Source organism: Undibacter mobilis (assembly GCF_003367195.1).
GTDB lineage: Bacteria > Pseudomonadota > Alphaproteobacteria > Rhizobiales > Xanthobacteraceae > Pseudolabrys > Pseudolabrys mobilis.
Genome location: NZ_QRGO01000002.1, coordinates 254281 through 274235 on the forward strand (window position 1 = coordinate 254281; position 19955 = coordinate 274235).

Here is a 19955-nt window from a genome sequence, read left to right on the forward strand (position 1 = left end):
GTGCGCCGTCATTGGCAATGCCGGGCAATGGGTGCGGGTTAAACACATTTTCGATCGTCGGCCGCACCTGCACTAATTTCCTCAAGATCGGCTAAATCTGGCGTTTCTGCCCTTCCCAGAACGGCTGTCGCAACATTTTCTTGTCGACTTTTCCGCTGGGCAACTGAGGCAACGCATCGACAAACTCGACCGAACGCGGCTTCTTGTAACTCGCAATCTTGCTCTTGCAAAAGGCGATGATTTCGTCGGCGCTCACCTCTGCCCCGCTCCGCCTGACGACGAAGGCCTTGACCGCCTCGCCCCACCGCTGATCCGGTACGCCAATGACTGAAACTTCCGCCACGTCGGGATGCGTCAATATCGCGCTTTCCACTTCGCGCGAATAAATATTCTCACCGCCCGATACAATCATATCTTTCTTGCGGTCAACAATAAAAACGAAACTTTCATCGTCGATATAGCCGAGATCGCCGGTGTGCAACCAGCCATTTCGCAGGATGCTCTTCGCCGAAGCAGCGCCCCAGTACCCTTGCATCATTGACGTTCCCGAGACCGCAATTTCTCCGATATCGCCGGTCTCGCAATCATTGCCCTCTGCGTCCACAATGCGAACAAAGGTATCCTGGCTCGGCTGCCCCGCCGATGCCAAACGCCCGGCACCTTCGCTATCGAGAACGTGTTGATAAGGCTGAAGGCACGTGGCGCCGACATACTCCGTCATCCCATAGATTTGCGTGAAAATCGGACCAAAGCGGCCGACGCCTCGTCTCAAGAGATCGTCGAGCATCGGCGACGACGAATAGACGATATTAGTCAAACTCGACGTATCGTATGTTTCGGATCCGTCAACCGATAGCAACTGATGAATCATGGTCGGCGCGGTGTGAATCTGAGTAATTTTTTCGTCGCGGATTGCAGCAAGCGACTGCACCGCGTCGAACCGCCGGTGCAGGACTGTCCTCGCGCCCACCACCGAATAGCCCAGATACATGATCGTCGCGCCGACGTGAAACAGCGGCATCGTAATAAGGACACGATCTATCGTCTTCGCATTCGTGTTGATACAGTTCGCGAGGGCTCCGGCCAGCAATCCACGATGGCTCAGCATCACGCCTTTCGGCACGCCCGTTGTTCCGCTTGTGTATATGAGACAAGCGGTATCGTCGGGACTTACCGCCGTTGCTGGGAACCCGGTAGATTCGCTCGTCAGAACATCCTCGTACGCCTCGGCCCATTCTGGCGCCTCGCCGACGCAAATTAGCCTCATCCCCGGCCGGGCCGCCCTCAGTCTATCAACCGTTTCGATGTACTGTTCCTCGAAAAGCAGCACCGCCGGCTCGCAGTCTGCAAGAATCCGGCTGAGCTCGTCCACGGCCAGACGCCAGTTCAGCGTCACTAGAATTGATCCCGACAAATAGGCTGCACCCATTGTCTCGATATATTCGATGCTATTTTGCGACAATATCGAGACTCGCGCCTGATTCGGGAGGCTGCTCCTTAAAGCGCTGGCGAGCCTGTGCATGCGAGCAGCAATGTCCGCGTGAGTGTACTCCCGACCATTGTACGATACTGCAGACCGCCGCGGATAGAGCCGCGCATTTCGTTCAAACAATGCGCCGAGAGTCGACGAAAGAGGCATGGCCGTTTCTTCCCGTCGGAACAAAATTCCGCATTTGACCAGTTAGATTACCCGCGACCGCCCCCGGCCTCGGATTCCTTCTTGAACCATTCGATGATCTCGGTTCCGGTCGCAAGCCACACGCCGTCATTGGCCGCAATCTCCGCCAAAGCGCGGTTAAGATATTTAATCCGGAAGGGGTGACCGATAATAAACGGATGCAAGCAAATCGACATGACGCGCGGAGACTTCTTGCCTTCTTCGTAAAGGACCTCGAATTGATCCATGATCATGCGATAGAATTCATCTGCGGATTTTTTCAAATCTAGGAATGCGCAAATGTCGTTTATCTCAAGCGAGTACGGTATCGAATACATTTTGCCCGCCGTCGTCCGCATCTGATACGGAAGATCGTCGTTACACCAGTCTGCGACAAATTCGACGCCCTCCTCCGCCAGGATATCAAGCGTATTGAAGCTTTCCGTCAGGGCCGGCCCGAGCCAACCCTTTGGCCGGCGCCCCGTCGCCTGAGAAATCTTGTGGAGCACACCTTTAACAATTCCCTGTTCTTCGGCCTTGTCCTGCGAATTCAGGAGTGTCGAATTATTGGTGCCATGCCCCATCCAGTCCCACTTCAGCTTGAGACCCTCTTCGATAATTCGCGGATAGCGGTCACAAACGTCGGAATTCAGCGCAACCGTGCCACGAATTCCGTGTCGCTCCAGCGCCTCCATCAGCCGCCAAATTCCCACCCGCACCCCGTAGTCGCGCCAACCGTAGTTCAGCACGTCCGGCACAAAGGGCGCGGTGAAAGGAACCAATGACGTCGAAGGTCTATCGAACAGAAAGTGCTCGATGTTCGGCACGACCCAAAGGGCCACGCGGGCGTTACCGGGCAGGCGCAGATTCGGTCGATCTATGATCGGGGAATAATCAAATCGATCGTGGTGCATAACGGCTCCATTCACTGCGTGGGGGCGATCCGGCTCGTTCAATCCATTTCGGATTTAAGCTTGCCGTCGAGCTTGTCCGGCAGCAAAGCGGCAATCCTCGCTTTTGCGATCTTGCCTCCCTCGCTGCGCGGCAATTTATCGGCAAAGAATATGCGACGGGGAACCTTGTAAGGCGCGATCAAGCCGCGACAATGCTCAATCAGATCCGCTTCGGAAACGCTGCTTTTCACGACGACGACGGCAGCAACTTCTTCGCCCTTCTCGCCAATGTGCCAGCCGACGACAGCCGCATCGACAACGGCTTCATGCATGAGAATGCTGGACTCAACATCACCGGGATAGATATTGACGCCGGCCCGCAAGATCATGTCTTTTGATCGCCCGACGATGAAGACGTACCCCTCTTCGTCCACGCGACCGAGGTCGCCCGGCAGAAATCGTCCGCCGTGGAAGGATTCGGCAGTGGCCTGGGGGTTTTTGTAGAAGCCACTCGGCACCGCAGGCGTATCGAAACTGATGCGCCCGATTTCGCCTTGCGGCAGCGGGTTATAGTTGTCGTCGAGAATCTTGACGTCGCTCAGGAATGCCGGCTTTCCAACCGAACCAAGCTTCCGGTCTTCGTGTTGCGGCGTCAGGTAGCATATGACGCCCGCTTCCGTCGTGCCGTAACTCACGTAAAGATTGGGCGTCAACGCCTGGCGTACGCGCCTCACCTCCTCTTCGTAGAGGGGCGCCGCGCCGGAAATGAGGGCTCGCAGTTTTGGAAACAGAACCCCTTCCGGATTCGATAATTTCAACAGCCGGCGGATAATCGTCGGCACCAGAAACACCGAATTCACATTTCTCCGGTTGATTTCTAGCGCCAATTCCGCCGCTTCATAAGGCGGCGTATACATAACCACCGTCGCCCCCATCATCAGATGCTGGAGCGTAATGTTGCGGCCGGCGCCAAAATACATCGGTAGCGCGCACATATTGACGTCGTCCTGCGTCGACGATACCGCCATCGATTCATAGAAGAACCGCGCCATGTACAGGCCGTGGGTTACTAGCGGGCCTTTTGGTGTGCCCGTGGTCCCAGAAGAAAGAGACAACATGACCGGGCTGTCGGCCGTCGTGCTCCAGCCTGTCACAGCTGGCGCGGCCATTGCAGCAGTCTGCCAAGCCTGGTCGATGACGATCGAGCGCGTTTTCTCGACCGGAACAAAAGGCGTATCTGTGATGATCAACTTTGCTTGGAACGCGGCCGCGACGGCGCGACGCTCCGCGGCAGTCCAACGAAAATCGAACGGCAGCAGAATCGCACCTAGGCGCATCAGTGAAAATATGATGACGATCAGTTCGATCGTATCCTTCATCGACACGCCGACAATCTGGCCGGCCGCGACCCCCTGCTCCTTCAATGCGCCGGCGAAACGCTCTACATGCAATTCGAGCATTTGATAGTCAATTTGTCGGTCGCCGTCGATCACAGCGGTGTGGTGCGGACGACGCTCCGCGTTGTTGATTAGACAGTAAGTGACGTTATCGATTTTCATAGACCCATCTCATTGGCGATGAGGTCCCGTTGCAGCTCATTCGTGCCTTCTCCGAAAGTATAGAGCCTGGCATCACGCCAATGCCGCTGCATATCGCTCTCCGCAGAATACCCGAAGCTTGCCATAATCTGCATGCCATGCCTCGACACAAACTCCAGGGCCTCTGAGGCGAGAACCTTTGTCTGGGCTGTCTCTTTCCTAAATGGACGTCCGGCATCGACCAGCCAACTCGAGTAGTAGAGCATCAGCCTCGCCTGATCGATTCGTGTCTGCATATCGACCAGCCGATGGCGAATGACCTGGAAATCGGCAATTCGTCTATTGAACTGACGCCGTTCAATCGCGAAAGCCTTGGCCGTCTCCAGGGCAGATTGCGCAATTCCGATGGCTAACGCGGCCTGTGCGGTCCGACTGTATTGGAGGGTCTTGAGCATATTGCTCATGCCCTTTCCTTCTTCACCCATAAGAGCCGTCTCGGCCACCTCGACGTCTTCGAAGCCAATGTCCCACGATGACATACAGTTGTTTCCAACCTTGTCGAGACGGGACATGCTGATTCCGGGAGTATCCCTGGGTATCAAAAAGGTCGAGAGACCGACCTTGCCTTTGCTTCCTTTGGTAGTGCGGCACATGGTCAGCAGATAGTCGGCCGTTCCGGCCATGCTGATCCAAATTTTTCTGCCATTGATTCGCCAGCCGCTGCTGGTTTTCGTGGCCGAGGTCATCGCGGCCCCTGCGTCGCTGCCGGCGCCCGGTTCGGTCAATGCAAATGAAAAACTAAGCTCGCCGCGAATTGCGCGCGGCAGCAATTCGCGTTTCTGTGCCTCGCTTCCGTACTTGAGAAGGGATGTCCCGCCGAAGTCGGCAAGCTGCCCATAGACGATCGCAGCAATCGCTCCATGTTGGGCGAGTCGCTCCTGCACAAGAACGACGGTCAGCCGGTCGGCATTCAGGCCGCCATATTCCTCAGGGAACGGCAAAGCCAAAAGTCCGGCCTCGGCGAAAACCGGAAGCATATCCTTGCAATCCTGGTGGGCAGCATCGCGACGACGAATTTCCTCGGGCGGATAATGGCGCTGCATGAGCCGATCTACCGTATCTAGGATTTGCAGTTGGTCGCTGGTGATCGCAAAGTCCATAGAAAGCCTTTCGCAGCAAATGTAACAATCGGACGCCGCCCATCAATCAGACACCGAGCCTCAAAAAATGGGACGGGATCGACCCGGCCAAGTCTGTTGACCTTCTCACCGCTCATGAACTATTGCTCCCCAGCATAGCGTTCTGGACACAGGTGAAGATCTTGAAACAGCCCACCTCCAAGTCGACGAAAGCCACAAGTGAGTTCTACGTTGGAGCTTCACTGCGGCATACCTATCGGTTCATTTATCAGAAGATGCAGGAACGGCTGGCGCCCCACGATATTTCCATGGGTATGTTCTATTTTTTCATGTGGCTCTGGCGCGAGGACGGCCTCACCCAAAAAGAGCTTGGCGACCGCGTCGGCACTCTTGGACCAGGTACCGTTGAGCAGCTGCGCAGAATGGAAGCACGAGGCTTCATAAAGCGAACGCCCTCGAAAATTGACCGGCGCAAGATTCATGTATTTCTAACTCCGAAAGGTCGCGCCTTGAAGAAGCAGATTGTGCCCATAGCTCAAGAGGTCAATGATTCTGCCTTGCAGGGGATCGGTCCCGCCGAGGTTAAGGTCCTGCGAGCTTGCCTTTGGCAAATTAGACAAAACTTCAGGGCCAGCCGCCCAGTTCACGGCAAAGCGACGGCGCGCGATCCCGACAAAGCGGCGTGAAGTAGCCATCGCGTCAGGTCCCCAGATAAGCTTCGCGGACTCGCGGATGTTCGGCGAGCACCTTCGCCGTTCCTTCAAGTACGATCTTGCCGTGTTCGAGAACGTAGGCGCGTGTCGAATAGGCCAAAGCCATTGCAGTGTTCTGTTCGACGAGCAACACCGTCATTCCCTGCTTGTTAATCTTCGCGATGCGCTCATAGACTTCTTCGGACAGCATCGGCGCAAGGCCAAGCGACGGCTCATCGAGTAGCAACACACGGGGACGCGACATGAGCGCCCGACCGATTGCGAGCATTTGTTGCTCGCCCCCGGACAAGGACCACCCGAGCTGCCGTGCCCGCTCCTTCAATCGCGGAAACAGCTGGTAAACGCGATCCAGATCTTCATCGTAAGCGACGCCAAGGCGTTTCCACGCCGCGGTCGCTACCGTCAGATTTTCGAGGACCGTTAGCCCCGGAAAAATACGCCTTCGCTCTGGAGCCTGCGCTACGCCGGCCCGTACGCGCCGGGAAGGCGAAAGATGATCGATGGAACTTCCGTCCAGCGATACGGTTCCAGATGTCGCTGTCAGTCCCGAAATGGCGCGCAGCAATGTGGTCTTGCCGGCCCCGTTGGCGCCCAACAAAGATATAATTTCGTTCGCCTCAACGTGTAGCGAAACCTCCGAAAGCGCTTTAACGCTCCCATAAGAGACAGAGATGTCGTTGCATCTAAGCATGTTGGATGCCCCGCCGCCCAAGATAGGCTTCCGCAACGACGGAAGATTTTTGTGTTTTCTCAGTCGTGCCTTCAAATATCTTGCTGCCGAAGTTGAGAACGACCACGTGGTCGGCCACTTTCATAACTAGCCCCATGTGATGTTCGACGAGCAACATTGTCAGGCCACGGCCTCGCAATTCTTCGAGATATAACGCAAGATTTTCGCGTTCCACGGAGTTGAGTCCGGCCGCGGGTTCATCAAGCAACAGCACATCAGGCGATCCCGCCAGAGCACGGACCATCTCAACTTGGCGTTGCTTACCGTAAGGCAACTCTGTCACAAGGCGATCCGCATCGGCCAAAAGCCCGAATTCGTCGAGCAAATCCCGGACACGCCGCCGAAGATTCACCTCTTCAGTTCGCCATCGCAGCCCACGCCTGACGACATCGAATACACTCGCCGCCATTCTGCTGCTGTTTCCTATCTGAGCATTCTCGAAAACAGACATTCGGCTGAACAATCGGCCATTTTGAAATGTCCGCACCATGCCAGCCTTCGCCAACCGGTGCGGCGGCCGAGCCGTCACATCCTTACCATCGAGAAGAATACGGCCCGCGGTAGGGGTCACGAATCCGCAAAGAAGATTGATCGTCGTACTTTTTCCGGCGCCGTTCGGCCCAATCAGCGCGGTAATCTTTCCGCGCTCAAGCCGCATGTCGAGGTTGGACACGGCCCGGAGGCCGCCAAAGTGGCATTCGAGTCCCACGGTCTCGAGAAGAATCTTCCGTTCCATCTCACCGGTCCTTCGACATGGCGAGCCGCCAACGGGACCTGAGCGACCCCATAATGCCATTCGGCATAATGATGAGAACGCCCAGCATGAGAAGTCCGAACACGGCCATGTAGCCGCCGCCGACAAACCTCAACCACTCGGGCAAGTAGCTCAAGACGACGGCGCCCACGATGGCGCCAAGGATCGAGAACTCACCGCCGACAATCAGCATCGATAAAAGGATGATCGAGCGCCCAAGAGAAAAATCGTCCGGCGATATGAAGCCGCTGTAATGCGCATAGAGGGCGCCGCTTAAACCGCCGTAGCCGCTACAGATGACGAATGCCAGCGTTTTAGTTCGCGCAACGTTGATTCCCGAAGCAGCGGCCGCCAATTCGTCATCACGGACTGCAACCATCGCCCTGCCAATATGCGACGTTCGCAACAGACTTGCGATTAGCGCACAAACGATCAAAGCAGCCACCGCAATGTAAAAGAACTCAAGTTCGGAACGCAAAGGCGTGCCTATACGCAGCAGCGGAATTCCGCCGATTCCGTCATAACCGCCGGTCATCGATATCCAGTTGCGAATGATGACTTCGAAGCTGACGTTGAATCCGACTGTTATCAGCGCCAAATAGTGGCTTTTCGTCCGGTGCATTGGATATGCAAGCAACGCGCTGATCAGCGTCGTCGCAGCCGTGGCAATCAGAACCGTTATCCATGGACTCAGCCCCGTCCGTAACACCAGCACAGCTGAAAAATAGGCTCCAATCCCGACGAAAGCCCCCTGCGCCAGATGGATCATCCCCGCCAGGCCGAACGCGAAGTAAAGACCAATAACCGAAATTGCTGCCAAAATGGCGAGGATCGCCAAACGCAAATCATAGTCGGAAAGAAACGTAGCGATTCCCAATATTGCGAGCACGACGGCTAAAATGACGACCCGAAATTCGATAGATGAACCGGGCATTATTTAACCCCGTTCACTGATGCGTTCGCCGAAGATTCCTCTCGGCTTGAACAGCAAAAATGCAATCATTACGCCGAATACAACGACGTCCTTGTACTTCGTAGAGATATACGCAGCGCTGAAAGTCTCGTTCAAGCCGACAATCAGGCCTCCAACGATCGCCCCTGGGATACTCCCGAACCCGCCAATGATGGCCGCGGCGAACGCCTTGAGCGCGACGGAATCCCCAACGTCAACGTCGACCAGCCACAGCGGCGCCAGCAACAGCCCGCCGACTCCGGCGAAAACCCAGGTTAGGGCCCAAGTGAATCCCAGAACCGCAGTCGTCTGAATTCCCATCAAACGCGCCGCCTCTATGTCCTGCGCGATCGCGCGCATTTGCACACCGAGGCTGGTATAATTGAGGAAAATATAGAGACCTCCGATTAAGGCGGAGGAAACGACTGCCGCAAAAATGGAATGTGTTGGCACGACGATGCCGCTAATATTCAAGATGCCCTCTCCTACCGGAGAAAACCCTTTGGCTGGCAACGGGCCAAATCCCATCAAGGCAACATTCTGAAGAAAGATGCCGACGGCAATTGTGCCAATCACCACGGTCGAAATTGACCGGCTTTGAAGGGGCCAATACGCGGTAATGGCGAACACAATTCCCATAGCGGCCATGCTGACAAGGGTCGCAGTATAAATTCCGCCGACACCCAGAGAACCTATCGCGGCAAACGACGCGCCGACGACGGCGCCGACCATCACCAATTGGCCCGTCGCGAAATTCACGACACCTGTCGTCTCGTAAACGAGCTGAACGCTGATAGCCATGATTGCATAAATGCACCCTACGGCCACACCGTTCAGCGCGAGCTGCGCGAACTGCTGAATAGCTAAGTCCAAAACGACACCTCGTGGATTGAGCTCATACTCAGCAAGGTTCGCGCAGCGATACGTTTGCGCCGTTTACTTGTCGGTGACGTTCTTCACGACCCGGACTGCCTTCTTGCCCGGGATGAATTCGACGATCGAGACGGCATGCAGCATGTCACCGTTGGCACCAGCTCCGAATGTCCCGGTGACGCCTTTGTAGTTCTGAAGGCCAGCCAGATAGGCTCGGATCTTTTCGCGATCCGGACCAACCTTCTTCAAGGCCTCCGCGACCATCATGGCACCATCATAATACACCGAACCAAAGCCATCGGGCGGCACCTTAAAGCGAGCGGTGAAATCATCGACGAATTTCACGCTTTTTGGCCCGTTCGGATTCGCTTCTCCAAATACCGCATCGGCTACGCCAATGACGTTCTCGAGGTCTTCGAGAGCGATGAGGCTAAGCATCGAGTCTTCGTTCACCGAGGTCACCGACACCATGGGGATCCCCGTCAAGCCAAGCGCCCTGCGCTGCTTGATGATAAGAGCCTGATCGCGAATGTATCCGAAGACAACAAGCGCTTCAGCACCGGAGTTCTTCACCTTCTGCAATTGCGGAGCAAAGTCCGTATCGCGAATGTTGTGCGTCTCAGTGGCAACGACCTCGCCGCCCCGCTCGACAATTTTCTTACGAAGCAATTCGGCTATCGCGTTTCCAAATTGGTCTTGCACGTTGATGATTGCAATCTTCTTCTTCTTCAAGACGCCCATCGCCGCTTCGGCTGTGGCTGCCGCGCGCAGCGCGTCGTTGGCGCGAAGTCTGAACATGTAGGGATTATTCTGCTCGCCAATGGTGACGCCACCTCCGCCATACATTACCGCCACCTTGGCCTTCTTCACTTCCGGCTCGGTCGCCAAGTTCTGCACGGTGAAGCTGCTTAAGAATATGAATGGCAGCTTCGCTTGATCGAGCTTCAAAAATGCGTTTATCGCGACGCTGTTTGAGACTTGCGTATCCTCGGTCTGGAAGCGGATTTTTTTGCCATTGATCCCGCCAGCCGTGTTGATGTCATGCTCCGCGAGTTGGAGCCCCTGAAGGGTCTGCAGGCCGGCCCCCGCAAATGGACCAGTGATTGGAAGAGCGGCTCCGACAACGATTTCTTCCTGGGCAACTGCCACCGAGCCGGCGAGCATCACCAAGAAAGCCACTCGAGCGCTAGTACGCACTAAACTCTTGATCATGACTTTGTCTCCTTCAAGCTGTTGAATTCAAGCTTCCGGCAACAAACCTGCTTAGTCGCTTTCTACTTCTGCAGACGATCGAGATTGAAAACGCGGTAGGCGTTCTCACGCATAATTTTCTTCAGCGGTTCGGGACGAAAATTGAGTTCTTTCACGTCGTTAACTGCGCGAATTGGATCCACCACCGTCCAATCGGTCCCGAACATGAACTTGTCTTGGCCATACGTGTTAGCGAAGTGGACGATGTCGGCTGGCCAGTGTTTCGGCGCATAGGCGTCACCGCCGATGTAAATATTCTTATGCTTCCAGGCCATTGCGATCATTTCTTGGGTCCACGGAACGCCAAGATGCATGCCGATCAAGCGAAGCTCAGGGAAGTGAATCGCAACCCGATCCAGCGTAATCGGATTTGCAATCGACGGGAGCCGCCTGTCCTGCTGATAGATTAGATTCTGTCCGACCTGCAGCATGATCGGAATGTCGAGCTCGATACACTTTGCGTATATCGGAAAGATGTACGGATGGTCCGGGGCGATATCAAACCAATGCGGGTAGTAGTGAGCGCCGATAAACCCAAGCTCCTTAACCGCGTATTCGAGTTCATAGAGTTGCTTCATGCCGAGAGTGGGATCGATGCCGGCCAGGCCGGAGAACCGATCCGGATAGTCGCGGCAAACCTTGGCAACGCGGTCATAAGGAATATGGACCGACCCACGCATACGGAGGTCACCCATTCGCGCGGCAGCAAGAAAAGTCCGCTCGATTCCCGCCTTATCTTTCTTCTCGATGTACTTCTCAATCGGCAGGCCGTTCCAAACCTCAGGATCCAGACGAACCTGAGTTTTGAAATGCTCGTCAACACTCTCGTAACCGTCGGCCACAATGTCCGGCGTATGGAGATTTGCGACAAGGTCAATGTACCCGGACATTTACACTCCCAAAATATCGTTCGGTCCCGAACTATTTTAGAAGCCGTCGCGACGCGGTGTCAATGACTATTCTCCGCAGAGACTGAAGCCGAGGGCGCAGCAAACGATCGTTGAAACGCCCAGTGCGTTGGCAACGTGGACCATCCCGCGCGGGACGCTCTGCCTATTGGAATGCTGGCGTAAGAACAGACACTGCGTGGCCATATTTTAGACAGCAATGGCTGCCGTCATTGCGTGTCCGCCAAAAGGCAGCAAACATTGCTGGTTTTCAGCTTTGCGTCGCACAATGCGACGTCAGCACAAGCGCCCAACGCTATTTCGCGGTGGCAGGTAAGTTAGGAAAGAGATTGTCAGGCAGAGAGGTTAAGTGGCGTGTGATCTCGGAAGACGGCAAAACGTCTGCGTACTTTGCGTGCATATCACACAGGCTCACGGCATGACTGGCCTCGCTCCTGTCGAAGCAGCCATCCTCCACGACCGTAACCTTTAGATTGTAATTGAATGCATCCAATACCGTGGCGCGAACGCACCCACTAGTCGTTGTGCCGGCAACGATCAGGCTGTCGCAATTCAGAAGCAACAGGTAGCTCAGGAGATTGCTTCCAAAGAAGCCGCTTGGTTTCTGTTTCTCGACCACCAGATCTTGGGGACGCGGCGCCAGCTCGCCGACAATTTCATTGAACCCCGAGTTGCTCTTCGGCAACGAAACGGCTTCCGCTGTTCGGCTATTTTTCCAGGCCCAACCGCCTGCGTCCCAATTATCGCTACGGCCGAATCCCTTTGTGTATATGACGGGCATCCGTTTCGATCGGAACAACTCCGAGAGCGGCTTGATGACTGCGATCGCATCCCAGCTCTCGGCACCGCAAGAACTGCTCCAGCGCTTAATCGAGTCGAGTATCGGCTCCGGCCTGTCACCTGTGAAACCGTAGCAGACATCAATGACGAGCAACGCTGGACGCTTTCCGTATCCAGCAAGCTCTCCATAACCCGCCGCGGCGAATACCGCCCTATCTCTGGGCGTTAAAAACTTGTCCCAAATACGCTCCATGCACTCATCCCTTTTCGTTCGATGCTACTTTTGCGTTGCGCCTCACGAGTGGCAACGCCGACAAGTTTGACATTATTTTCGTATTTTGTTAATATTTTGGTACAATACGCAAAATTGGCCGTTCCTGGTTTTTGATGTATCAGCCTGTCGCGGATGCATCATACCCCAGCAGAAGATGCGGCGGACGTCTGAAGCGTCGCCGCCGAAGAAGACATCAAGGCGCTTGGAAGGGTTAGAGCAAGCATGACAAAGGCATTAGCGGACGCTCCCCCTTCGCCGGATGATAAAATCGCCTTGTTTGCGGGGATTGTCGGCAAAGAATATGCGCGCGCCAGTGATGACCTGCGTCGGGAGTTTTCCCAAGATCTCATTGACTGGGAGGCAAGCGCCCGCGTCGCGTTAGTTGTCAGCCCGGCCAACACGAATGAGGTCGCGGCTGTCGTTAAATTGGCCGGGCAACTCAACTTGGCTATCACTGTCCGCGGCGCGGGCCTTTCATATACGGGTGGATATCTGCCGCAAGCGGACGAAACCGTAGCCATTGACCTCACGCGGCTCGATGAGATTACCGCTCTAAGTGAAGACGACCAATACATAACGGTCGGTGCCGGAGCTACTTGGCAGCAAGTCTTCGATGCTGCCAAAAGCGTCGGTTTGCGGCCTGTTATGCACGGGCCGATATCCGGCAGCCACGCGACAGTTGGCGGCGCCGCATCGCAGAATTTACTCGGGCGACTAGATAGTTTTTTGGGCTTCGAGATCGTGTTGGGGGACGGCCGGATCGTCACCACTGGCTCAGGAGCTATGAAGAAACTGCCCTCACCCCATTATCGCCATTACGGGCCGGACCTAACTGGCCTCTTTATCGGCGATACTGGTGCATTGGGTATCAAAACTAAGGTGACGCTGAAGCTTGAAAAGCCCCCACACGGTCTTGCAATGGCGGCTTTCTCCTTTCCATCACTGAGTCAAATGGTGGAATCGATCCTTGCAATTGCCCGCCTGAACATTGTGCCCCGTCTTTACGGCATGGACCCGCTGAAGTCTCGAACGGCGACGAAGGTGACCATCGTCGAGGCCGGGCGTACGCTCTCGTCGATTGCGTCTGGACGAAACTCGCTGATGAAAGGTCTTGTTGACGCGGCGACCGTGGTCCGCGCTGGGCGCGGCGCCTTAGACGCGGCTGATTGGGTTTTGCATGTTCACGCCGAAGGCGTGAACGACGACGCTGCACAGGCCAGCATCCGCTTGATTCGCGACATCTGCTGCAAAAATGGGCTGGAGCTTCCCGCTACCGTGGCTATCGCCTATAATGCTCGTCCCTATTCCATTCGCGGCCTTGTTGGTATCCAGGGTGAGCGGTTCGTACCGATCAACGCTATTTTCCCCTATTCGCGCGCAGCGGCGGTCGCATCGCGGATTGAACAATTTTTCGCTGAACACAAACCCGTGTTTGACGAAAATGACATATCTACCAGCTGCATTGCCTCGGCGGAACAGGGCGTATTTCTGCTGGAACCCATGTTTTACTGGGCAGATGAATTGGGGCCGATTCACCAGCGCCATTTGCCGGCCGACAAATTCGCCAAGCTGAATAAAAACAAACGCAATATTGACACGCGTAACGTGGTTATCGGCCTGCGAGAGAAGTTGCGAACCATCTTCTTTGAGTTCGGCGCATCACATCTGCAGATTGGAAAGTACTACGGCTACGAAAAGGCAGTCGCACCCGAGACCTACGATCTGCTAACCGCTATCAAAAATTCGTTTGACCCGGCAGGTCGGCTCAATCCAGGCAATTTCGGGTGGCCGAAGAAACCGCAATAGCGAAAGCCGGTCAAAAAACCGCCCAGGCATTAGCGGCATGCCTATTTCATTCCATCCGCGCCGGCACGCACAGCCTTCATGATATTCTCGTACCCAGTGCACCGGCACAAGTTCGACGACAGAAGATCGCTCAGTTCTTCGTCGGTCAGGTCCGGATTCTTTTCGAGTACGCCGACTGCCAGCATCAGGAATCCCGGCGTGCAGAAGCCGCACTGCAGGGCGTGATGCTTCATAAAGGACTCCTGTAGCGGGTGGAGTTGTTCGCCCTGCTGCAACCCTTCAACCGTGCGAATGCTTTGGCCTTCTGCCTGGACCGCGAACATCAGGCACGAGCGCACCGGATTTCCGTTCACCAGTACCGTGCAAGCGCCACACACCCCGTGCTCACACCCAATGTGTGTGCCGGTTTGGCCGCATTCTTCGCGAATGGCATCCACCAGGGTCCGGCGCGCCTCCACATTGATGGTGTACTCGGTGCCGTTAATCTTCAGCGTGATTTCGCGGCGGTCCGTCACGCTGCTAGCTCCAGCGCCTTCTGCGTCAAATCTCGGACCAAATTGCGGCGATATCTGGCGGTATTGTTGATGTCTTCCATGGGGTCTATCGCAACGGCCGCGGCCTCGGCAGCCGCTACAAAAGTTGCTTCACAGGGGGCGCGCCCTTGCAGAACGGTTTCTGACTCGGAGATACGGCGAGGGTACGTCTCGGCACCGCCGATGGCAACGCGCGGCTCTACGATGACCGTGCCCTCGAGCCGGTAAGTCACGAGCGCCATGGCGATCGCAAAATCGCCCTGCCGCCGGCTGAATTCAATGAAGCCGGTTCTGGTATCATCGGCGAGCATCGGCAATTCGGCCGCGATCAGCAGTTCGTCTTCCGCCATTGAGGTCGCCATCACACCTTGATAAAGTTCAGCGGCCGGCACACGTCGGGTGCCGCGCGGACTGCGCAGCACAGCAACGCCATCAAGTGCCGCCATGACGCAGCACCACTCCGAAGCCGGATCGGCATTTGCGACGCTCCCGCAGAATGTGCCTCGCGTACGAATCGGAAGATGCGCGATGTTGCGAACGACCTTGCGCAATAACGCGCCAGTCGCGCCGGTCAAGGCATCGCTATCGAACGCGCAGTGGCGCACACAGGCGCCGATCCTAACAACCCCGTGATCGGCCGACAGCTTGGCCAGTTCTTCGATCCCGTTGATATCGATCAGGTGCGAAGGCCGCGCCATGCGGAAGGCCATAGTCGCGACCAGGCTTTGGCCGCCAGCTAGGATGCGCCCATCCTGCGGGGCCAATTCGTCCAAAAGAGACACGGCTTCATCCACCGATTTTGGCGCGTGGTAGGCAAAAGAAGCGGGTTTCATTGGGCGGACCTAATCTGCTCCAAACGTCATGGCACCGATATCAATTGATCGATTGTAATCTTTTTATTGCAATTTAGAAAGGGAAGTTTCAGAATCCGGGATCGCCACATGCATCTGCAATAAGGTCATTTTTCCTTTTCCAGCCATCGTAGCCAACCTTTTAATGTTGTGGCCCGGGCCACTTTGTATTAAAAATGGGATAGTCTTTCTCTAGGGTTAGCATGCGCGCAGCCATCGACAAAGAACTCGGACCGATTGCGAGCAGCCGTGACCTTGCCGCCGCCGGGCAGGTTCCGGGCCGACAATGCCTTCAATCTTCAAGCATAAGCAGGCAAGCGAAGCGCGGCGCAATACGCCGTTCTCTGCGCATATTTAAGCAATGAAAAAATCCGCTTCGGGAACGTCGACGTCTGCCACAAAGACATTTGGACAATCGACTGCGCGGCTTGAGGATCGCGACCTGTTATGCGGCAAAGGGCGATTTGTCGCGGATATAAGGCTGCCAGGCACCCTGCACGCCGTCTTTGTTCGGAGCCCGCACGCCCATGCCAAGATCGTTTCGATCGATAAGAGCGCAGCGCTCGCCCTCCCCGGCGTCGTCGCGGTTCTAACCTGTGACGATATCCGCGCGGCGGCAACGATCGATCGCCTCATCGTCGCCCTGCCGGACAAGACCTACAAGCAGCAACGCGACCGCTACATTCTTGCCGCCGGCGAGACCGTCTATGTTGGCGAGGCGATTGCCATGGTCGTCGCCACCGATGCCTACCTTGCGGAAGACGCCGCCGGCCTCGTCGAAATCGAGTTCAAGCCTTTGGAGGCAGCATTCGATTGCCGCATTGCGCTTGAACCGGATGCCCCGCGTGTCCATAGCGATGCGCAAAGTAATCTGGTTGCCGAATTTGCCACTGCCTACGGCGACGTCAACGCCGCATTTGCCGGCGCAACGCATGTCTTCAAAGACTCCTATTGGATGCATCGTGGCTGTGCGACCTCCGTCGAATGCCGGGGCTGTATCGCTTCCCAAGACGACGTCGACGGCAAGCTGACGCTGTGGAGTTCAACCCAGACACCTCTGGTCGGCGCGCGCATTCTCGCCGAACTGCTCGGGCGGGAGGAAACCAGCGTGCGCGTGGTGGCGCCAGACGTTGGAGGCGGATTCGGACCCAAGCTTGTATTCTATCCGGAAGAAGCCGCGGTCGCCATCGCGGCGGTGACACTTGGCCGCCCAGTGAGGTGGATCGAAGACCGCCGCGAGCATTTTATCTCAACCACGCAGGAGCGTGATCAACACTGGGACGCGGAGATCGCTCTCAACGCCGATGGCAAGATCCTCGGCGTGCGCGGCTCTCTGCTGCACGATCATGGCGCCTATACCGCGCGTGGGCTTACGGTGCCTCAGGGTTCGGTCGCCGCGCTGACGTTACCTTACATCGTGCCCGCCTACCACATGGCGGTGAAAGTTGTTCTCACCAACAAAGTTCCGGTCACGCCGGTGCGCGGCGCCGGCCAGCCGCAGGGCGTTTTTGTGATGGAGCGTCTGCTCGACCGGGCCGCCAGAGAATTGAAGATTGACCGCGCCGAGATTCGCCGACGAAATCTCGTACCAGCCAGTGCAATGCCTTATAAAAAGGACTTTGTGACGCGGGGCGGCATCCCGATCGTTCTGGATTCCGGTGATTATCCTGCATGTCAGGCAGACGCCCTTGAACGGGCTGGCTGGTCCGACTTCCCAAAGCGGCAAAGCGAAGCGCTCGCGGCTGGCCGCTATCTCGGCATCGGCCTCGCGAATTTTGTCGAGGCAACAGGCCGCGGTCCCTATGAGCAGGTGAGCGTGCGGATAACAGCCACCGGAACGATCGAGGTTGCAACCGGTGCCGCGGCCATGGGCCAAAGCACCAAGACAATGCTTGCGCAAGTCGTCGCCGAACAGCTGGGCGGCTCAATGGAGCGCGTTGTCGTCACTACGGGCGATTCCGGTAAAGTATCGATGGGATTTGGGGGGTTCAACAGTCGGCAAACGGTGATGGCCGGTTCGTCAGCGCACGTCGCGGCCGTCCGGGTGCGAGAGAAAGCCTTGCTCGTAGCCAGCCATCTGCTTGAGGTCGATGTCGAAGATCTCAGCATCGATGACGATCATATCGCGGTCAAAGGCGCCGCTGGCATGAAAATTTCACTCGGCCAGATTGCCAAGACTATGGCGGGCTCCGCTGGCTTTGTGCTGCCGGGTAACCTGTCACCTGGACTGGACGCAACGGAGAACGTCGTCATCGACGCTATGACTTACGGCAATGGCTCAGCGGTCGCCGAGGTCGAGGTCGACATCAAGACAGCGACCGTGAAGATCATCAACATCGCCTTTATCCATGACGCCGGCACGATCATCAATCCGATGGTCGCCAACGGACAGATTGTCGGAGCCATCGCCCATGCCATCGGCAATACGCTTTTTGAGTGGATGGGGTACGACGACGAAGGCCAGCCAGTGACGACGACTTTAGCGGACTACTTGCTCGTGACCGTCGGCGATATGCCCAGGCTCGACATTGGCCACCGCGAGTCGCCAACCCCGCTAAACCCACTTGGCGTGAAGGGCATCGGCGAGTCAGGCGTATTGCCAATACCCGCCGCGATCGTCTCGGCCGTAGAAGATGCCCTGTCACCGTTCGGCGTACGCATTCTCCAATTTCCAATTCGCCCGAAGGACCTGGCGCTTATGCTTGAGGCAGCCGGCGTGCGCTGAACGTTCAGGACGCAATCTGATAAACATTCTAGATCAAGGCCAAAACTGGGTCTAGCCGCTCGAAGTTTAGAGACCAATATGCTCTTCAAGTGGCATCGCCTTTGATGAGAGCAGCGGCATGACCTGCTCCGCGAGTCGCTCAAGCCACTCCATCATTGGATGAAGGTGGAACATTAAGAACCCTATGCCGGCGCGCTCATAAGCGCGAATCCGCTCGACGATCATGTGCGCGTTCCGGCGCGTACAAGCGGCTTAGTCAGAAAGCCGGAGTATCTATAGCATGCGCTTGGCGCCGGAACCAGTGTCGCCGGCACGAGTCAATCGCTATGTTGCTCATATCAGTTAGGCATACTCGATCCGAACTTTGGTATTTTCCCGCGCGGGGCTGCCTCGTCTATCCTTCCTCCGAGCAACAGCGGGCAATGGTGCGGCGCGGCAATCTCTATCGGGTCAAACACGCCGTACCGATGCAGCCCAACAGCGAGCCGCCCTCCACGGCGGTCAAATCGTTGCCAAAGGGTAGAAGCAGATGTTACGCACGCTCCTCAAGATTTTCGCTCCAGTCGTCATCGGCGGAGCGCTTCCGTTGATCGGCCCAGTTGCCCATGCTGGCGACTACCCCGACAGGCCTGTCCATCTGGTCGTTTCCTATCCAGCAGGCGGTGCGACCGATTTGATCGGGCGTTTGTTAGCCGAGGCGCTGGGCGACAAACTCGGCCAACGGATCGTGGTCGACAACCGCGGCGGCGCCAGCGGCATGCTCGGCGCGCGCTTCGCCGCCGAAGCGAAGCCGGACGGCTACACGATCGTCATCGCCACCGCCACCACTCACGCCGTCAATCCGTGGCTGTTCAGGAACACGATCGGCTACGATGCGATCAAGAGCTTCACACCGATTTCCTATGTGGGATACACGCCGCTGGTCCTCGTCGCTCACCCGAGTGTGCCTGCGTCGAACGTCAAGGAATTGCTCGCTTACATCAAGTCGAAGAACAACGACATCAGCTACGCCAATGGCGGAACAGGTTCCGTGCCTCATATGGCCGGCGAATTGTTCAACGCCACGGCCGGTATCAAGGTGCAGACAGTCCCTTACAAGGGAGACGGTCCCGCGACCACCGACGTCCTGGCCGGCCACCTGCCCTACATGTTCGCCCACTTGCCGGTCGTCTTACCGCTGATCAGATCCGGCCAGTTGAAGGCCATCGGCGTGACGACCCCGCAGCGCTCGGAGTTTGCGCCGGATATCCCAACCATCGCCGAACAAGGCCTGCCCAATTACAGCATCGAAACCTGGTGGGGGATCTTCGGTCCGGCAAAAATGCCGAAAGACATCGTCTTCACCCTGAACACGGCGATCCGCGATGTCCTCACCAAGCCGGACGTCAAGAAATTGTTCTTCGACCGCGGCTACGAGACCAGGCCGACCACGCCGGAAGAATTCGGTGCCTACGTCAAGAAAGAATACGACCGGTGGGGCAAGATCGTCGAAGAGTCCGGCATGCAGGTCAACTGAGCGACGGACGTGAAAGAAACGCCGGGCTGTGCGCCCGGCGTTTCTCAATTGTGCGCCCGAGC

18 protein-coding genes are annotated in these 19955 nt (G+C 56.5%); 4 read left to right on the forward strand and 14 right to left on the reverse strand.

The window, feature by feature from the left end; translation table 11 throughout:
• Window positions 1–91 precede the first annotated feature (91 nt).
• From DXH78_RS15445 to DXH78_RS15460, 4 genes are read right to left on the reverse strand one after another with little or no spacing between them, the layout of a single operon-like run.
• Complete coding sequence (locus tag DXH78_RS15445; protein WP_115518119.1) at window positions 92–1639, reverse strand: long-chain-fatty-acid--CoA ligase; 1548 nt, start codon at window positions 1637–1639, stop codon at window positions 92–94.
• Between the two features lie 47 nt (window positions 1640–1686).
• On the reverse strand, window positions 1687–2571 hold the full coding sequence (locus tag DXH78_RS15450; RefSeq protein WP_115518518.1) for a polysaccharide deacetylase family protein: 885 nt from the start codon (window positions 2569–2571) through the stop codon (window positions 1687–1689).
• 38 nt (window positions 2572–2609) lie between these two features.
• Window positions 2610–4109 carry a class I adenylate-forming enzyme family protein gene (locus DXH78_RS15455; RefSeq protein ID WP_115518120.1) on the reverse strand — a complete coding sequence of 500 codons (1500 nt, stop codon included), beginning with the start codon at window positions 4107–4109 and terminating at the stop codon, window positions 2610–2612.
• Complete coding sequence (locus tag DXH78_RS15460) at window positions 4106–5248, reverse strand: acyl-CoA dehydrogenase family protein (RefSeq protein ID WP_115518121.1); 1143 nt, start codon at window positions 5246–5248, stop codon at window positions 4106–4108. Before DXH78_RS15460 ends, DXH78_RS15455 begins: the two co-directional genes overlap by 4 nt.
• A 161-nt stretch (window positions 5249–5409) precedes the next feature.
• On the opposite strand from DXH78_RS15460, the gene DXH78_RS15465 reads away from it, so the two are divergent.
• Window positions 5410–5913: a MarR family winged helix-turn-helix transcriptional regulator gene (locus tag DXH78_RS15465; RefSeq protein WP_147292658.1), complete on the forward strand. Its 504-nt coding sequence runs from the start codon at window positions 5410–5412 to the stop codon at window positions 5911–5913.
• A 13-nt stretch (window positions 5914–5926) separates the two neighbouring features.
• On the opposite strand, the gene DXH78_RS15470 is transcribed toward DXH78_RS15465, so the two are convergent.
• The 7 genes from DXH78_RS15470 to DXH78_RS15500 form a co-directional block, all read right to left on the reverse strand.
• On the reverse strand, window positions 5927–6631 hold the full coding sequence (locus DXH78_RS15470; RefSeq protein WP_115518123.1) for an ABC transporter ATP-binding protein: 705 nt from the start codon (window positions 6629–6631) through the stop codon (window positions 5927–5929).
• Window positions 6624–7406 carry an ABC transporter ATP-binding protein gene (locus tag DXH78_RS15475; protein ID WP_168192853.1) on the reverse strand — a complete coding sequence of 261 codons (783 nt, stop codon included), beginning with the start codon at window positions 7404–7406 and terminating at the stop codon, window positions 6624–6626. Before DXH78_RS15475 ends, DXH78_RS15470 begins: the two co-directional genes overlap by 8 nt.
• Window position 7407: 1 nt before the next feature.
• Complete coding sequence (locus tag DXH78_RS15480) at window positions 7408–8358, reverse strand: branched-chain amino acid ABC transporter permease (protein ID WP_115518125.1); 951 nt, start codon at window positions 8356–8358, stop codon at window positions 7408–7410.
• Between the two features lie 3 nt (window positions 8359–8361).
• A complete protein-coding gene (locus DXH78_RS15485) occupies window positions 8362–9249 on the reverse strand; it encodes a branched-chain amino acid ABC transporter permease (protein ID WP_115518126.1) in 888 nt (295 codons plus the stop codon).
• A 63-nt stretch (window positions 9250–9312) separates the two neighbouring features.
• Window positions 9313–10461, reverse strand: a complete 1149-nt coding sequence (locus DXH78_RS15490) for an ABC transporter substrate-binding protein (RefSeq protein WP_115518127.1) — start codon at window positions 10459–10461, stop codon at window positions 9313–9315.
• Window positions 10462–10523: 62 nt separating this feature from the next.
• Window positions 10524–11390, reverse strand: a complete 867-nt coding sequence (locus DXH78_RS15495; RefSeq protein WP_115518128.1) for an amidohydrolase family protein — start codon at window positions 11388–11390, stop codon at window positions 10524–10526.
• 313 nt (window positions 11391–11703) lie between these two features.
• Window positions 11704–12441: an isochorismatase family protein gene (locus DXH78_RS15500; RefSeq protein WP_115518129.1), complete on the reverse strand. Its 738-nt coding sequence runs from the start codon at window positions 12439–12441 to the stop codon at window positions 11704–11706.
• A 243-nt stretch (window positions 12442–12684) separates the two neighbouring features.
• Between DXH78_RS15500 and DXH78_RS15505 the strand changes: the two genes are divergently transcribed.
• Window positions 12685–14268 (forward strand): FAD-binding oxidoreductase, encoded by a 1584-nt coding sequence (locus tag DXH78_RS15505; RefSeq protein WP_115518130.1) that lies wholly within the window; start codon window positions 12685–12687, stop codon window positions 14266–14268.
• A 41-nt stretch (window positions 14269–14309) separates the two neighbouring features.
• Here the strand turns inward: DXH78_RS15505 and DXH78_RS15510 are convergent, their stop codons facing one another.
• Together DXH78_RS15510 and DXH78_RS15515 are read right to left on the reverse strand one after the other, a co-directional pair.
• Window positions 14310–14783, reverse strand: coding sequence for a (2Fe-2S)-binding protein (locus DXH78_RS15510; RefSeq protein ID WP_115518131.1), 474 nt, complete (start codon window positions 14781–14783; stop codon window positions 14310–14312).
• Window positions 14780–15634: an FAD binding domain-containing protein gene (locus DXH78_RS15515; RefSeq protein ID WP_115518132.1), complete on the reverse strand. Its 855-nt coding sequence runs from the start codon at window positions 15632–15634 to the stop codon at window positions 14780–14782. Before DXH78_RS15515 ends, DXH78_RS15510 begins: the two co-directional genes overlap by 4 nt.
• 379 nt (window positions 15635–16013) lie before the next feature.
• On the opposite strand from DXH78_RS15515, the gene DXH78_RS15520 reads away from it, so the two are divergent.
• The gene (locus DXH78_RS15520; RefSeq protein ID WP_115518133.1) at window positions 16014–18377 is read left to right on the forward strand and encodes a xanthine dehydrogenase family protein molybdopterin-binding subunit; all 2364 of its coding nucleotides are present in this window, start codon (window positions 16014–16016) and stop codon (window positions 18375–18377) included.
• Window positions 18378–18443: 66 nt separating this feature from the next.
• Here DXH78_RS15520 and DXH78_RS19950 read toward each other — a convergent pair whose 3' ends face one another.
• A complete protein-coding gene (locus tag DXH78_RS19950; protein WP_168192854.1) occupies window positions 18444–18602 on the reverse strand; it encodes a hypothetical protein in 159 nt (52 codons plus the stop codon).
• 304 nt (window positions 18603–18906) lie between these two features.
• Here DXH78_RS19950 and DXH78_RS15525 point away from each other — a divergent pair, with 304 nt between their 5' ends.
• Window positions 18907–19893 (forward strand): Bug family tripartite tricarboxylate transporter substrate binding protein, encoded by a 987-nt coding sequence (locus DXH78_RS15525; protein WP_115518134.1) that lies wholly within the window; start codon window positions 18907–18909, stop codon window positions 19891–19893.
• Window positions 19894–19955: the final 62 nt, after the last annotated feature.